The 14,187-nt window shown below is 71.5% G+C and carries 20 protein-coding genes; 11 read left to right on the top strand and 9 right to left on the bottom strand.

The window, feature by feature from the left end:
• Positions 1–9 precede the first annotated feature (9 nt).
• Positions 10–1,482 (top strand): polysaccharide biosynthesis tyrosine autokinase, encoded by a 1,473-nt coding sequence (locus tag GD632_RS07840; protein WP_152190674.1) that lies wholly within the window; start codon positions 10–12, stop codon positions 1,480–1,482.
• A gap of 205 nt (positions 1,483–1,687) precedes the next feature.
• On the opposite strand, the gene GD632_RS07835 is transcribed toward GD632_RS07840, so the two are convergent.
• The 5 genes from GD632_RS07835 to GD632_RS07815 all read right to left on the bottom strand — a co-directional run bounded on the left by GD632_RS07835 (position 1,688) and on the right by GD632_RS07815 (position 6,372).
• Complete coding sequence (locus GD632_RS07835) at positions 1,688–2,611, bottom strand: hypothetical protein (protein WP_152190672.1); 924 nt, start codon at positions 2,609–2,611, stop codon at positions 1,688–1,690.
• Positions 2,612–2,680: 69 nt separating this feature from the next.
• On the bottom strand, positions 2,681–3,196 hold the full coding sequence (locus GD632_RS07830) for a CAP domain-containing protein (RefSeq protein ID WP_152190670.1): 516 nt from the start codon (positions 3,194–3,196) through the stop codon (positions 2,681–2,683).
• 83 nt (positions 3,197–3,279) lie between these two features.
• Positions 3,280–3,843, bottom strand: coding sequence for an LPXTG cell wall anchor domain-containing protein (locus GD632_RS07825; RefSeq protein ID WP_193311396.1), 564 nt, complete (start codon positions 3,841–3,843; stop codon positions 3,280–3,282).
• 62 nt (positions 3,844–3,905) lie between these two features.
• Complete coding sequence (locus GD632_RS07820; protein ID WP_152190666.1) at positions 3,906–5,846, bottom strand: DUF4012 domain-containing protein; 1,941 nt, start codon at positions 5,844–5,846, stop codon at positions 3,906–3,908.
• Between the two features lie 49 nt (positions 5,847–5,895).
• Positions 5,896–6,372, bottom strand: a complete 477-nt coding sequence (locus tag GD632_RS07815) for a DUF6098 family protein (RefSeq protein WP_152190664.1) — start codon at positions 6,370–6,372, stop codon at positions 5,896–5,898.
• Positions 6,373–6,516: 144 nt separating this feature from the next.
• Here GD632_RS07815 and GD632_RS07810 point away from each other — a divergent pair, with 144 nt between their 5' ends.
• A complete protein-coding gene (locus GD632_RS07810; RefSeq protein ID WP_152190662.1) occupies positions 6,517–7,119 on the top strand; it encodes an arsenate reductase/protein-tyrosine-phosphatase family protein in 603 nt (200 codons plus the stop codon).
• A 27-nt stretch (positions 7,120–7,146) separates the two neighbouring features.
• Here GD632_RS07810 and GD632_RS07805 read toward each other — a convergent pair whose 3' ends face one another.
• Complete coding sequence (locus GD632_RS07805) at positions 7,147–7,791, bottom strand: TetR/AcrR family transcriptional regulator (protein ID WP_226924741.1); 645 nt, start codon at positions 7,789–7,791, stop codon at positions 7,147–7,149.
• Between the two features lie 328 nt (positions 7,792–8,119).
• Between GD632_RS07805 and GD632_RS07800 the strand changes: the two genes are divergently transcribed.
• Positions 8,120–8,512 carry an STAS domain-containing protein gene (locus tag GD632_RS07800; RefSeq protein WP_152190657.1) on the top strand — a complete coding sequence of 131 codons (393 nt, stop codon included), beginning with the start codon at positions 8,120–8,122 and terminating at the stop codon, positions 8,510–8,512.
• Between the two features lie 79 nt (positions 8,513–8,591).
• Here the strand turns inward: GD632_RS07800 and GD632_RS07795 are convergent, their stop codons facing one another.
• Positions 8,592–9,230 (bottom strand): dihydrofolate reductase family protein, encoded by a 639-nt coding sequence (locus tag GD632_RS07795; RefSeq protein WP_152190655.1) that lies wholly within the window; start codon positions 9,228–9,230, stop codon positions 8,592–8,594.
• 229 nt (positions 9,231–9,459) lie between these two features.
• Here GD632_RS07795 and GD632_RS07790 point away from each other — a divergent pair, with 229 nt between their 5' ends.
• Positions 9,460–9,999 (top strand): hypothetical protein, encoded by a 540-nt coding sequence (locus GD632_RS07790; RefSeq protein WP_152190653.1) that lies wholly within the window; start codon positions 9,460–9,462, stop codon positions 9,997–9,999.
• 130 nt (positions 10,000–10,129) lie between these two features.
• Here the strand turns inward: GD632_RS07790 and GD632_RS07785 are convergent, their stop codons facing one another.
• Complete coding sequence (locus tag GD632_RS07785; protein WP_152190651.1) at positions 10,130–11,173, bottom strand: GTP-binding protein; 1,044 nt, start codon at positions 11,171–11,173, stop codon at positions 10,130–10,132.
• Positions 11,170–11,427, bottom strand: coding sequence for a type B 50S ribosomal protein L31 (locus tag GD632_RS07780; RefSeq protein WP_152190649.1), 258 nt, complete (start codon positions 11,425–11,427; stop codon positions 11,170–11,172). Before GD632_RS07780 ends, GD632_RS07785 begins: the two co-directional genes overlap by 4 nt.
• Positions 11,428–11,488: 61 nt before the next feature.
• On the opposite strand from GD632_RS07780, the gene rpmB reads away from it, so the two are divergent.
• The 7 genes from rpmB (at position 11,489) to GD632_RS07745 (ending at position 14,052) form a co-directional block, all read left to right on the top strand.
• Entirely contained in the window at positions 11,489–11,725 is a 237-nt protein-coding gene (rpmB, locus tag GD632_RS07775) for a 50S ribosomal protein L28 (RefSeq protein ID WP_152190647.1), read from the top strand.
• Entirely contained in the window at positions 11,725–11,895 is a 171-nt protein-coding gene (rpmG, locus tag GD632_RS07770; RefSeq protein WP_152190645.1) for a 50S ribosomal protein L33, read from the top strand. Before rpmB ends, rpmG begins: the two co-directional genes overlap by 1 nt.
• Positions 11,895–12,200: a 30S ribosomal protein S14 gene (gene rpsN, locus GD632_RS07765; RefSeq protein WP_152190643.1), complete on the top strand. Its 306-nt coding sequence runs from the start codon at positions 11,895–11,897 to the stop codon at positions 12,198–12,200. Before rpmG ends, rpsN begins: the two co-directional genes overlap by 1 nt.
• Positions 12,201–12,263: 63 nt before the next feature.
• Positions 12,264–12,389 carry a type B 50S ribosomal protein L36 gene (gene ykgO, locus GD632_RS07760; RefSeq protein ID WP_152190641.1) on the top strand — a complete coding sequence of 42 codons (126 nt, stop codon included), beginning with the start codon at positions 12,264–12,266 and terminating at the stop codon, positions 12,387–12,389.
• Positions 12,390–12,484: 95 nt separating this feature from the next.
• Positions 12,485–12,811: an ArsR/SmtB family transcription factor gene (locus GD632_RS07755; protein ID WP_226924740.1), complete on the top strand. Its 327-nt coding sequence runs from the start codon at positions 12,485–12,487 to the stop codon at positions 12,809–12,811.
• On the top strand, positions 12,808–12,963 hold the full coding sequence (locus GD632_RS07750; RefSeq protein WP_152190637.1) for a zinc transporter permease: 156 nt from the start codon (positions 12,808–12,810) through the stop codon (positions 12,961–12,963). Before GD632_RS07755 ends, GD632_RS07750 begins: the two co-directional genes overlap by 4 nt.
• A 72-nt stretch (positions 12,964–13,035) precedes the next feature.
• Positions 13,036–14,052 carry a CobW family GTP-binding protein gene (locus GD632_RS07745; RefSeq protein WP_152190635.1) on the top strand — a complete coding sequence of 339 codons (1,017 nt, stop codon included), beginning with the start codon at positions 13,036–13,038 and terminating at the stop codon, positions 14,050–14,052.
• The last annotated feature ends 135 nt before the right edge of the window (positions 14,053–14,187 follow it).

The following is a 14,187-nucleotide window of genomic DNA, read 5'->3' as shown; positions in this document are numbered from 1 at the left end:
GGGGACCGAATGGATCTGCGCGACTACTTGCAGGTGCTGCGCACACGATGGCTGACCGTCGTCACCGTTGGGCTGCTGACCCTTGCCGCAACCGCAGCAGGCACGCTTCTCACCACGCCGGAGTACACCTCGTCGACGCGGATGTTCTTCGCCGTGCAAGGAGGCGAGTCGGTGTCAGATCTCGCGCAGGGCTCGACGTTTACCGAGAAGCAGATGGCGTCCTATGCCGAGGTCGCCAAGTCTCCGATCGTGCTCGGCCCGGTGGCGGACCGCTTCGGACTGGGCGGGGACGCCTCCAAACTCGCGGCTGCCCTCAATGTGTCTGTTGCCACGGACACGACGATCCTCGTCATCGCGGCAACGGATGAGGACCCGGTCCTGGCGCGCGACCTTGCGAACGCGGTCGCAGATCAGTTGGCGTCTACGGTCGGCGGCCTTTCCCCCGAGCGGCCCGACGGTACCGAGACGGTCCGCGCGACCATGCTGAGCGAGGCCCAGGTGGCAGACTCGCCGTCCTCGCCGAGAACCGCTCGGAACCTCGCGATGGGCCTCGTACTCGGTGTGCTCCTAGGCGTAGGCGTAGCCCTCCTCCGTCAGTTGCTCGACACGAAGGTTCGCGACGACAACGACATCGCCGCCGTCACCGACGTGACGCCGCTGGCAACCGTGCCGGTAGACCTCACGGCGACCGACCACCCAGTATTCATGCACGACGACTCCATGGGCGCCCGAGCCGAGGCGATCCGCCGTCTTCGCACCAACCTCCAGTTCGTCGACTTCGGTGACCGTCCGAGCTCGATCGTCGTCACCTCCTCCGTCCCAGGCGAGGGTAAGACGACCACGGCCATCAACCTGGCAGCCTCTCTCGCCGACGCCGGCGCGCGCGTCATCCTCATCGACGCGGACCTGCGCCGTCCCTCCGTCGCGAAGTACATGGGCTTCGAGGGACGCGTCGGTCTGACGACGGTCCTCATCGGCCGTGCGAACGTCGAGGACGTCGTCCAGCCTTGGCACGGCACCTCGCTGGATATCCTGCCCTCAGGCCAGATCCCGCCGAACCCGAGCGAGCTGCTCGGGTCGCGTGCCATGACTCGCCTCCTGGGCGACCTCGCAGGAGCCTACGACGTCGTCCTGATCGACAGCCCGCCGCTGCTCCCCGTCACCGACGCTGCCATTCTCAGCAAGCTCGTGGGTGGGACCCTGGTCGTCGCCGGTGCGGACCGCCTCCAGAAGCCGCAGTTGCGGACGTCGCTCGAAGCACTCGGGAAGGTGGACGCACACGTGCTCGGCATCGTGCTCAACAAGGCGCAGCGCAAGGAGCGCGACCGCTACGCATACGAGTACTACAGCAGCGAGGACCCCTCGCTCACCGGCTCCCGCGTGTCCGCGACGCGCTCCAGCCGCCGGACGTCGGCGCCCCAGCCCACTCACGCCAAGCGCTCGACCTGGCCCGGCGAGAAGCTCTCCGCCTCGCGCCGCTAGATCCGCAGAGCCACGCCCCTCGGTGGGCGCGGGCGCTCTCGCACCGGCCCTGCCGGAGCAACGCTGCTCCGGCCAGGGTGCGACGAACGAGCGCACGATGACGGGTCCCTCGTCTGTCTGCAGGACTGTCCTCGACGGTGCAGGCGCTGCCCCCTGGCCGGGCTCGACGAGATCCCGGCGGATGCTCCCCCGACGCCCTTCCGAGCTACCAGCTCTGGCCGCCGTCGGTCGATACGTAAGTCGCGTCGCCCGCCCACAGCCACAGGGCGTCAGGACCACCGGACACGGCGAGAGGACCGTCCCCAGCATCCACGCACGACGTATCGTCCAGCGCGGCACCATCGACGGTGGTCAGCACGACGGCGACGTCGTCGTCACAGCTCTCGTGGGCCCCTGCCAGGATGAAGCCACCGTCCCGCACGCCGATCGCGGAGGCGGTGATCGGCGCCTCGGTCTCCTCCCAGGACGCGCCTCCGTCGGAGGTGAGCGCGAGATCGCCGTCCCGGCAGAGCAGCGCGGCGTCGGTGGCGTCGAGCGCGGCGAGGTCGACCGCCTCGCACGGTGCTGCGACCGTGCCGGCCGGCGTCGCCATCGTCGCTCTGTCCGAGGGGATCAGGTACCAGGAGCCTTCGAGGTACTGGTCGTTGCTGAGCCAGCTGGAGCCCGCGGTGGACGAGGAGAGGTACGTCGGCTCGCAGTCGGCCGCTCCCCCGATCGCGAAGAGCGTCTGCGGCCCGAGGACGCGCACCCTGCTCACCGGCGCCAGGTCGAGCGCCAGCTCCTCCCAGCTCTCGCCACCGTTGCTGGTGCGCTCGAGAGTCGCCGGGTCCGAGCAGTCACCGACCTCTGCCCGCCAAGCCGTCGCGGCGTCGGCGCCGACGATGATCCGCTCGGCCGGCTCACGCCGGTCGGGCTGTTCGCTCGGCGTCGGGAGCTCCACCGGCTCCCGCTTCGCCGGCGGCTCACCTTCCGCAGCTTCCGCCGGGCTCGCCGACGGCGCAACCTCGGGGGCGCCGCCGTCGACACCGGGCGCCGGTCGAACGACGAGGAGTCCGATGAGCACGATGTTGAGGACGACGAGTGCCCCAAGTCCGAGGACGGACCACGGGCGGCTGGAGCGGAACGGCATGGACTTCACCTCAGGGACGACGGGACCGAGCAGAGCCCGGGCTGGGCGACCCGCGCGGGACACGGACGGTCAGGGACCGAGGAACACCTGCGAGCACAGCAGCTTGACGCCGTCGGGCACGCAGCCGATCCCGATCTCGGTGAGGTCGGGATCGATGATGTTGGCGCGGTGGCCGGGCGACCCGAGCCACGCCTCCACCACATCCATCGGCCGCGCTGTGCTGTTGACGAGGTTTTCCGCCGCCGTGGTCACCGGCGCGCACCGGTCGATGACCGGCTTCAGCGGGGCGTGGACAAGCTCCTCCTGCCCGACGAGGGCCTGGGCACGTTCGAGAGCGGCCTCCCGCGCACAGTCCGAGTACTCGAGGCCGGGCAGCCCCTCCTCGTCGCGCGCCTCGTTGGTGAGCTCGGTCAGCTCGTCCGCGTAGGCAGCGGGGTCGGACGTGGCCGTCGGCGAGGCGGCGGCAGAGGGCTCGTCGGTCGAGGACCCTAGGGCGTCTTGCGGCGCGCCGCACGCGGGAAGGAGGAACAGAGCGACGAGCATTGCCGTGAGGCGGTGGCGACGGCGCGCGTGCGGGTCACGCACTGGGCAAGCTCCCTCCCGGACGCTCAGAGGGCCCCTGCGATTGCTCGCAGGGGCCCTCCGAAGACGGTCGTGACGATGGGGCGTCAGGCAGTGACCTTGCCGCGGCGGGCCAGGAACAGAGCCGCGCCACCGACGAGCAGCAGCACGACGCCACCGATGATGAGCGGGGTAGCGGTCGCACCCGTCTCGGGGAGGGACGGGCCGGCGGCGCCGCCCGTGCCCTCGCCGGCGCCGGGAGCAGCGGTGGCCCCACCGTCGCCGGGAGCGGGGGTGACCCCACCGTCGCCGACAACGACCTGGAAGGTCTCGATGACGTTGCCGTCAGCGTCGGTGGCGACGATCTGGTAGACCGCCTCAGCGTGAAGCGTGACGCTGAAGACGGCGGCGCCGTCGACGGAGGTCTTGGTCAGGGACTTGGTGCCGGCGATCTCGATGTCGTCGTCCTCCACGGCGTCCGAGGAGATCGTGAGCGTGACGTCGGTGCCGGAGGGCGCCTGAACGGTGACCGTGAAGGCCTCGCCCGGAGCCGGGTTGGTCGTGGAGATCACTGCGTCGAAGTCGTCCTCACCATAGGTGGCGAACGCAGCGGTCGGTGCGAGCACGAGCAGAGCGGCCGCGAGCAGGCCAGCGAATGCGCGTCGGATCATGGTCTTCCCCCATTGGGTCGTCAGGACCGTGTCGGTCGATCGGTCGGACTTAAGGTTATCGGCTACTGTCGACATGTCAACGCGGTCGAGATGTACCTCTCACCGCCCGGCCCCGGAGTCGTCCTCAGGACCGCGTCCTCAGTGAAACCCGGACCCGTGGTGATGTCGAACTGGGTGATGACGGAATCTCCTGGGCTGAGACTGACCCGCCGGCCGACGACCACCTGCTGGTCGTGCACCTGGGGGAACGCGCCGACCTCGTCCGCGTTCGGGTCACGCACGTCCGTGATTCGACCACCGGTGGGGGCGTAGACGAGGAGGTTCGAGCGCATGTCGCCCTCCTCCACGATCCGACCGGCGCCGACCACGGACGGCGGCAGGTCCGGCGCGTCGTCGGGCACGTCGGACGCGAGCGTGACCGTGACGGTGAGGTCCTGGTTGCCGTTGGCGTGGCACTGCTTGGCCTCGATCTCGACCTCCATCCGCTGGTAGTACGCGATCTTGGCCTCGCTCAGGTCGTTGACGTAGACGCCGACGACGGGGGCGCCGCGGCCGTCGTCCCCGCGGAGCTCGCCACTCAGTGACGTCCCGCTCAGCAGCTCCTGCTCGTCCTCGTGAGCCGACCAGACGAACATGCGTCCCTCGTCCGCAGCTTGCACAAGCGCCGCCACGGTAGCGGCCGGCGCTGCCTCGCCGTCCATGACGGCGGAGAAGATCTCCGCAGCGGCGACCTCGAAGAACTCGTCCTGGGCGCCGGTGTCCTCGATGTACCGGTACACCCCGTTGAGCATGATGTCCGCGGCGTTGTCCGCGTTCAGCTGGGCGTCGCCCTCGAACATCTCTGACGAAACACCCAGGGCGCCGAGCTCGTCCTCGTCGAGACCGATCGGCCCGGTGGCCTCGAGAAGCTCACCGAGCGCGACCGGGTCCAACGACAGGACGCCGTCGACCTCCCCGCCCACGCCCTCGCTCCACATCGCCCGGATGATCTCGGCGCTGCGAGGAAAGTCCGGCGTCGCGGTGACGTTGCCCGGGAAGCGGGCCAGCTGGGTGCCGAAGAGGGCGACCTCGGTCTCCGTCAGCTCGACCGCCCCGTCGCCGAAGTATCCGACCTCGCCCGCCGAACGCTGCTCGACCAGCTCGATCGCGCCATCGTCTGCACGGACAAGGAGAAAAGCGCCCGTCAGGCCGCCCGTCGCACGGGGCTCGGCGTTGTTCTGCACCATGAAGATGTAGTCGCGCGACTCGTCCGCGCCGAGCATCGGCGGGATGAGCTGGACCGCGCGCGACGCCGTCGCGGTGAGACCGGCGAGCTCGCCCACCTGGCCCTTAAGGTTGTCGATCTGGTCGCCGAGCAGGCCGACGAGCTCGTTCGAGTCCACCGAGTCGAGACGGTCCCTGCCCGCGAGCACAGCATCGTTCGCAGCGACGACGCGGGGAGCCACCTCCGTGAAGGGGGCGAGGTCGATTCGACCGTCCTGCGGAGCGAGCCGCGCGGGGGCCACGATGTCCGTGGCGGCGACGAGGTCGGGGAGCGCGTCCGCGGCCAGGTCGTCGACCACGACCGTGGCGGTGCGGACGGCCTCGACGTTGGGGCCGGCCCACGGCAGCCTCGCCGCGACCGCCCAGTGCGGCCCGGCAACGGCGTCCCGGGCGGCACTCGTGTGCTCGCGCAGGTCAACCGCCGTGGAGCTCGCGGCGTCGGTCTGCCCGCCCAGCGCCTCCTGGCGCAGCTCGGACACCAGCGGCATCGCCGCCCGCATCTCCACGACCGCGGTCCGCCCCTGGAGGGCGAAGAGGACCAGGAGGGCGATCAGGCCGAGCAGGATGCCGACGATGACGAGCGCCAGCACCGTGCGGTTGCGGCCCTTCTTCTTGCGACGACGACGCGACGTGCCACCGCCGTCGGTGGTGCTGCTGGTCGCCGCACGGGCACCAGGGCGCATGTCACGGGTGGCGGAACCGCCGTCGTCGTCGAGCCAGCTGGGGAAGTTGTCCGTCACGGGGACCATCACATCACGGCCCGACAGGTGACGACCTCCTCCCCTGGTGCTATCCCGTGAGAGAGCGGAAGGCGCGCGTCTGCCAGGCGGCGTAGGACTCGTCCGCCTCGACGAGCACCTTGTGGCTCACGAGCGCCAGGGGTCGCAGGTGGGCGATGAGCGGCTCGCAGTCCGGCCCGCGGCCGCGAACCTGCCCGGCGATCAGCCACGGCTCGATGCCGCTGTGGACGAGGTGGGAGTGCCGGGTGAGCTGACGCGCGATCCACGTGCGCGAGCCGGCGCCCCACCACGGCTCGGGGCACATCGGCCAGGCCGGAACGCCCGGCAGCAGGTTACCGCTCTCGCGTTCGCGCCGGTTGCTCGTGTCCGAGTCGTCCGGGCTGTAGCTGAACCGGAGATACACGTCGTCATGCGCGCTGCACGCGCGCACGACGTCGCTGAGCGTGACCAGGACCGGCAGCTCGTGGCCGCCGCGCTGGGGCTGGTACATGCCGGTGTTGGCGCCCGACGGGTTGATCAGAGCCATGACTACCCCTTTGCACCGTTGCTCCGGCTCCCGGGATACGTGAACCGGTGACGACAAGTCTCCTCCCGCGCCCGTGGACACGCCATCCCACCAGGGGTCGATGTCGATAGGCTCAAGGCCTACTGGCGACGGGAAGGGACGGCCATGGCGGCATACCGATCGGGTGAGGACTTCACGCTCCTCATCGTCTGCACGGGAAACATCTGCCGCTCCCCCGCCATCGAACGGCTCTTCCGGTCCGCCTTCGCCCCCGAGAGCGGGATCGCGGTGCACAGCGCCGGGACCGGGGCGCTCGTGGGCGAGCCGATCCAGCCGCCGATGGTCGCCCTGCTCGAACGGGCCGGTGTTTCCGCGGACGGCTTCGCCGCCCGGCGGGTCACCGAGCCGATGGTCGCCGGGGCGGATCTCGTGCTGACCGCGACGCGTCAGCACCGCGCCGACGTCGTGGACCATGTGCCCGCCGCCGTCCGGCGCAGCTTCACGCTGCGGGAGTTCGCCCGGCTGGCCGCCGCCGTCGACCCCGCCGAGCTGGACAACGTTGCCGGTCCCGGCGCCCGGCCAGCCGAGCGTCTGGCGGCTCTCGTGCCCCTCGCGGCGCGGGAGCGGGCGCAGGTGCCCGCCGAGCTGGACGACATCGTCGACCCGTACCGGCGCTCCGACGAGGTGTACCAGGAGTCCTTCGACCAGCTGCTCGACGCCGTGCGGGTCGTGGCACGGGTGGTGCTGGGAGTCGGGGCGACCGCCTGACACCCGCGGTTTCGCGGCCGGCTCGGCTCAGTCCGCGTAGCGGAGCTGGCGCTGCAGACCGGCGAGGAGGATGTCGAGGCCCTGGTCGAGCTCCGTGACGCCGTCGTAGGTGGCGAGCTCGTCGGCGAGCGCGCGCACGCGGGGGAACTCGCTCCGCGGGAGGCGGTGGAGCCCCAGGCGGAGCAGGGCATCGCTCTCGTCGGGGTCCGCGACCACTTCCTGCAGCTCGGTGAGGACGTGGCCGTAGAGGAAGCCGAAGTAGGCACGGTAGACGTGGAGCGCGTCGGCCGGTGAGAAGCCGGCGTCGACGAGGAGGTCGAGCAGCACCTCGAGCGGCCGCAGGGTGCCGAGCGGACGCAGCCCGAGCGGCGTGGCGAGCGGGCGCGTGACGAGCAGTGGCACCATGCGGGGATGAGCGACCGCCAGCGCGCGGAAACGGTGGGCCACCCGCCGCAGCTCCGCGGTCCAGTCCGTCGCGCCCGGCGTGGTCACGAGATCGGCCATGACGCTCTCGACGAGGCTGTCGACCAGCGCGTCGCGGCTCTCCGCGTAGCGGTACAACGCCATGGCGTTGCAGCCCAGCTCGCGAGCGAGGCCACGCATCGTCAGCGCCTCGGCACCGCCGTCGTCGACGATCTCGAGCGCGGTCGCAAGGACCCGTTCGCGGCTCAACGGCTCCCGACGGCGCTCTCTGGCCTGACGGGCGGCGTCGTCGTGCGCGGGTGTTCCTGCCCCTACCACTGAGCTCCTTCCGCGAGGTCGGCGCCAGATTAGCGCTCGATCTCGCTTGCGTGGGTATACACCGTAGACGTACGGTGTTAACCTGCGCAAGAAACGGCGTGGACCGCGGGTCTCGACCCGCCCCGGCACGACACTCTCCGCACGGCGCTCGGCGTACCGCCGAGACTTGCAGAGGCGAACGAACTCCTCCCGCCAGCGGGTCGATCATCATCTACACCGACGAGGGCACGCACGTCCTTACGGGAGAGACGAGGCCACCATGTCCACCCAATCTCAGCTCCCCGAGCCCGCAGCGGGCAGCGTCACGCTCATCGCGTCACCGGACCGCGTCCGCCTCGTCCTCAGCGGTGAGCTCGACATGCTCATGAAGGTCGAGCTCCTCGACGCCGTCCACGAGGCCGTCCTGCACGACGTCCCGGTCGAAGTGGACGTCCGCGACGTCACGTTCATGGACTCCTCGGTGCTCGCCGCGCTCAGCCGCCTCATCCAGGCCACTCGCCAGCGCCCGACCTTCATCAGCCCGCCCCCGGTGGTCCGCTTCCTCCTCGACGTCACCCGCATCGGCGACCTCGTCGACATCGTCGGCGTCGACAACGAGCCCCTCGAGCCCAGCAGTGCGGAGCAAGCCTTCCCGGGCACCACCTCTGCCTGACCCGGTCCGCCCTCGCGACCTCCGTCCACGGTAGGCGACCGGCACGCCGCACCAGCAGCGAGCGCGGAGTCGGGCCCGCTCACGCCGTCGCGGTCTCCCGGCCCTCCTCCACCCCGTAGGTCCCGGACGCGAAGGGCACCGGTCGCAGGACGCGCGAGACCACCCCGCCGTCGAGCACCTCGGTGTCCACGACGTCGAAGCCGCTCGGGGCCGCGCCGTCGTCGAACAGCCGCTTGCCCGCCCCGACGACAACCGGGAACTCGATGACCCGGTACTCGTCGACGAGCCCCTCGTTGTGCAGCGTCTGGATCAGCTGCCACGAGCCGTGGACCTGCAGCTCCTCCCCCGGCCGCTCCTTGAGGGCGCGGACCGAGGCGGCGACGTCGGCGGCGACGACGCTCGCCGTGTTGGCCCATGTCGGCGTGGTGAGGGTGGTCGACACGACGTGCTTGGGCAGGCCGTTGAGGGCGGCGGCGACCGTGTCGGCCGGGTCGGTGACCTGCGGCCAGTAGCCGGCCATGATCTCGTAGGTGACGCGGCCGAAGAGCAGCTCGCTGGTCCGCTGGAACCAGCCGTCGACGACGGCGCCGAAGCCCTCACCGGCCACCGGGACCATCCACCCGCCGCGGTCGAAGCCGCCGCTGGGGTCCTCCTCCGGGCCGCCGGGGCCCTGCATGACGCCGTCGAGGGAGACGAAGGTGTGAACGGTGAGCCTCATGCTCGGGATCCTTCCTGGTTCAGGTGTGCTGTCCCAGGTGTGGACCCCAGGCACGGGGCGAACTCATCGGGGCAGCGGGTCGGGCTGCTCACCCGCGACGCAGGACTCGACCAGCACCAGCGCGCAGGTGTGGCCGACCTCGCGCAAGAGGGGACTTTGGACCCCTCAACCGGGGGGTCGGACGGGCGTATGTATGGGGTGCACCCTTTCTCTCCCCGGGAGCCCCGCCGTGACCACTGCACCCGTCCTGTCCCACCTCGCCTCCCGCGACCACGCCGAACGCGTCCTGTCGGCACTGCATCGCGACGACGTCACCCGCCTTCTCGGTGGCCAGGCGGCCCCCACGCCACCCCAGGTGGCGACCACGCTGCGTGCGCTCGCCGACTTCCCGCTGTGCCTCCGCATCCTGCCCCAGGGCGCCCGCCGGCAGCGCGGCGGCGACCCGGCCACCGGCCTCGCGTCGTACCTCGCGGGCTTCGCCGACCACCTGGCCCATCACGAGCTGCGCACGCCCTACGACCCCCGCTACTGGATCCTCGGCGAGCCGGTCACCGTCCGGCTGCAGCGGCTGCTGTCGACCGGCGTCGTCCTCGACGGCGCCCGCCCGACCCCGCAGCAGAGCGCCGCGACCCTGCTCGCGCTGGCCGACACGCGCGCCCTGGAGCTGCCGCGCCGGATGGTGGAGGTCGCCGGTGACGGTGACCTGCCGTGGAACGGGGCGACCGGCATCGGGCGGTTCTTCCGGGACCTCGCCGACCTCGTCCGCTGAGGTGCCGGGTGCGTCCCCGCGAGCGGTCGCTGGCCGCGCCGGTGCTGAGCGGGTCAGGCGTCGGTGCGGCGGCAGGACAGCCTGTCGCGCCGCGGGGCGATGGGCGCGACTCCGGAGCGCTGCGGATCTCCTACACGGCGTCGCCGACGGCGCCGAGCCAGGGGTCCAGCCCGTCCCCCTCACCCGCCCACGACCCCAGCCCGCCGGCGAGCTCGACGTCGGTGAGCAGGACCTCCTGGAAGGCGTCGACGACCCGGCGCGGCTCGCCGCCCACGCCGGTGACGACGAGGTGCGTGCGCGGCTCGCCGTCCCACGTCCCGATGCGGCCGATGCTCACGTCACCGACCGCCCCGTCCCACGCGCACGCGAGGCGGGGCCGGCTCGCGACCCAGAAGTGCCCCTTGCTGCGCACGGCCGCCCCGCCCAGCTCCTCGGCCCGCTCCATGAGCCGCTCCGGGTGGACCGGCCGCCATGAGCTGAGGTCGACCGTCCAGACGTCCTCGGCCGGCTCCGCTCCGGTGGCCGAGACGGCCAGTAGGTCACCGCGCCTGGGATCCGGACGGGCGTCGAGGAGCCGGTCGGTGGGGACCGCGTACCAGGGAGCGAGCCGGTCCGGCCCCACGAGGTGGGCGACCAGCGCCTGGGCCCGCTCGTCGCCGTCGCCCGAGACGAGGACGACGTCGGCCGTCTCGAGCTGGCCGACGACGACCTCCCCGATCGTGCGGTCGTCCTCCGGCGCCGCCCCCAGCCCACGGTCGCCGAGCCGGTCGCCGCTCGCGAGGTCGTCGAGGAGCGCGTCGAGGTCGACGACGGTCGCGACTCCCGCGGGCACCGCGCCCGGGACCGTCCGCAGCGCGTGGAGGACCGGGACGGCCTCGATCGCCGTCGGCAGCGCGAGGACGACCGCCGCGGGGCGCTGGGCGACCAGCTCCTCGAGCGTCGGCAGGATGTCCTCCCGCGTGGCGCAGGACGCGCAGGCGTGGTCGAGTCGCCGCTCCGTGTCGGACCGCACCCCGGACGCGTCGTAGACCACGCGACGCAGGGCGCCTGTGTGGACGTCGATGTCGTGCTGCAGGACGACGGCGCCGGGGATGTCGCAGAGCAGTGCGCCCGCGGCGGACCCCCGGAGCACCTCGTCGGTGGTGCACAGCGTGATGACGGGGACCTCGCTCACTGCTCGGCACCCCGCTGCCCGTACCGGCGGCGGAAGCGCTCGACGCGCCCCTCGCTGTCGAGCACCCGCGAGCGCCCCGTCCAGAACGGGTGGCTGGCGGAGGAGATGTCGACGTCGTAGACGGGGTAGGTCCTGCCGTCCTCCCACTCGACGGTCTCCTCCGGCCGGAGGGTGGAGCGGGTGAGGAAGGCGACGCCGGCACCGGCGTCGCGGAAGACGACCGGGCCGTACTCGGGATGGATGCCGGACTTCATCAAGCGCCTCCTGCTATTGTTGTTGAGATCGATTCTCATTATCGTACAGGAGGTCCCCGTCATGTCCGCCCACTGCCAGGTCACCGGGAAGGCGCCGAGCTTCGGCCGTCGCGTCTCCCACTCCCACCGACGGACGTCGCGCCGCTTCAACCCCAACATCCAGGCCCGCCGCTACTGGGTGCCGTCGCTCGGCCGCAACGTGCGGCTGCGGGTGTCCACCACGGGCATCAAGATCATCGACAAGCGCGGGATCGACGCCGTCGTCGCCGACATGCTCGCGCGCGGGGAGAAGCTCTGATGGCCGGCAAGCGCACCGACGTGCGCCCGATCATCAAGCTCCGGTCCACGGCAGGGACCGGGTACACCTACGTCACCCGCAAGAACCGCCGCAACACCCCCGACCGCCTGACCATGCGGAAGTTCGACCCCGTGGCCCGCCGCCACGTCGAGTTCCGGGAGGAGCGCTGATGGCCAAGAAGAGCAAGATCGCCCGGGACGCCCAGCGCCGCGAGATCGTCGAGCGCTACGCCGACCGTCGCGCGGAGCTCAAGCGCGCCGCCGTCAACCCGAACCTGCCCGACTCCGAGCGCCGGGCCGCCATCCGCGCCCTGCACAAGCTCCCCCGCGACGCGAGCCCCACACGCCTGCGCAACCGCGACGTCGGTGACGGCCGCCCGCGCGGCCACCTGCGCAAGTTCGGCATCTCGCGGATCCGCTTCCGCGACATGGCGCTGCGCGGGGAGCTACCCGGCGTGCGCAAGTCGAGCTGGTAGCCCACATCCGCAACCCCACCCCGAGCACGACGCTCCCCGACGTGCCCCGACCCAGGAGGTCCCATGAAGGTCCGCTCGTCTCTCAAGTCGCTCGCCAAGCAGCCCGGTGCGCAGGTGGTCCGCCGTCGCGGGCGCATCTACGTGGTCAACAAGCAGAACCCGCGCTTCAAGGGTCGCCAGAAGGGCTGACCCCGCCCGCTCGGCCGGGGTGACATGGACACAGGAGTCATTCTCATCTAACATGAACATATTGCAATCTTTTCATACATATGGTGGAGTGTGACGTGCACGAGGAACCTGGTCTGGCAGATGCGGCACAGCTGTTCAAGGTGCTCGGCAACGAGTCGAGACTGAGACTGCTGCGCCTCGTCGGCCAGGAGCCGCGGACAGTGGGAGCACTGGTGGAGGTGGCCGCGATGTCACAGCCACTGGTCTCCCAGCACCTGCGAACCCTGCGTCAGGCCGGACTGGTTGCTGCCCAACGCAGTGGCAGGGAGGTCGTCTACTCCCTCGCCGACCGCCACGTCGAGCACGTGGTGGACGACGCCCTCGCGCACGTCCAGGAACCGGTGGCCCGCGGGGCCACGCCGAACGATGGGGAGCACTCATGAGCACCACGCATGCCGAGGCCGAGCACACCACCACCGAGCACGAGCACGGCGAGGCCTGCGGCCACGAGGCCGTGGAGCACGGTGACCACACGGACTACGTCCACGACGGTCACAAGCACGCCGCGCACGGTGACCACTACGACGAGCACTGATCGTTCCCGGCGCGGGGGAGGCGCGGCCACGGCCGCTCCTCCCCCGCTGCTGTGCCGGAGGAAGGACTCGCATTGCCCCGGCCCGTCCCCGTCATTGCACTCACCGGGTATCTCGGAGCGGGAAAGACGAGCCTGCTCAACCACGTCCTGCGGCAGCCAGGCGCCCGCGTGGGCGTCGTCGTCAACGACTTCGGTGACCTCAATGTCGACGCCGGCCTCGTCACCGGGCAAGTGGACGAACCGGCGGCGATCACCGGCGGCTGCCTGTGCTGCCTGTCCGACACCGACGAGCTCGACTCGGCCCTCGAGCGCCTCGCGAGTCCGCGCCTGCGGCTCGACGCGATCATCGTCGAGGCCAGCGGCCTCGCCGACCCCGCGACCCTCGCGCGCCTCATCCGTTTCAGCGGTACCGACGGCGTGCGCCCCGGTGGCATCGTCGACGTCGTCGATGCCGTGCGGCACCACGAGACCGTCGACCGCGACCCGAGACCGCCGGCTCGCTACGGCGTCGCGTCCCTCGTCGTGGTGAACAAGCTCGACCAGCTGCCAGCCGCCGAGCGCGACGCCGCCGTCGACGCCGTCGCCTCCCGCGTCCACCAGCTCAACCCGCGCGCGCACGTCGTCGGCGCCGTCGGCGGGCGCATCGACCCGGGGCTCCTCTACGACGTCGCAGACCCGGCCGAGGACCCGGGCCAGCTCCCGCTGCGCGAGCTGCTCCTCGCCGACACCGGGTCGCACCCGCACGTCCACGCCGACTCCGTCACCGTCACCGCACCCGGCGGCGCCGACCCGGCGCGCGTCGTCGCCCTCCTCGAGGACCCGCCGCCGGGGGTCTACCGCATGAAGGGCACCGTGACGGTGCGCCCCGGCACGGTGTGGCGCTCCTACACCGTCAACGTCGTCGGCCACTCCCTCCACGTGGCTTCCTCCCGCCACGCCGCACCGGGCAGCGAGCTCGTGGCGATCGGCCTCCACCTCGACGGGGAGGCCGTGCGGGCCGCCCTCACCGCGGCGGTCGCCCCCGTCGACGGCACGCCGCCGGCCGCCGGGTTCCGCCGCCTCCAGCGGTACCGGCGGCTCAGCCTGTAGGAGCTACTTCTTCGATGAGCTCGCCGGAGTCGTCGGGGGCACCTGCGGCGGCCGCTGCGGAGTGGACCCAGACGGCTTTGGCATCCACCCTCTCGCCTCGAGCCGGCCACCGGGGCGCTGCTGAGGCATCGATGT

The organism is Georgenia satyanarayanai (genome assembly GCF_009193135.1).
GTDB lineage: Bacteria > Actinomycetota > Actinomycetes > Actinomycetales > Actinomycetaceae > Oceanitalea > Oceanitalea satyanarayanai.
Note: the sequence above shows the minus strand (reverse complement) of the source record. Positions and strands in the feature narration are given on the sequence as shown.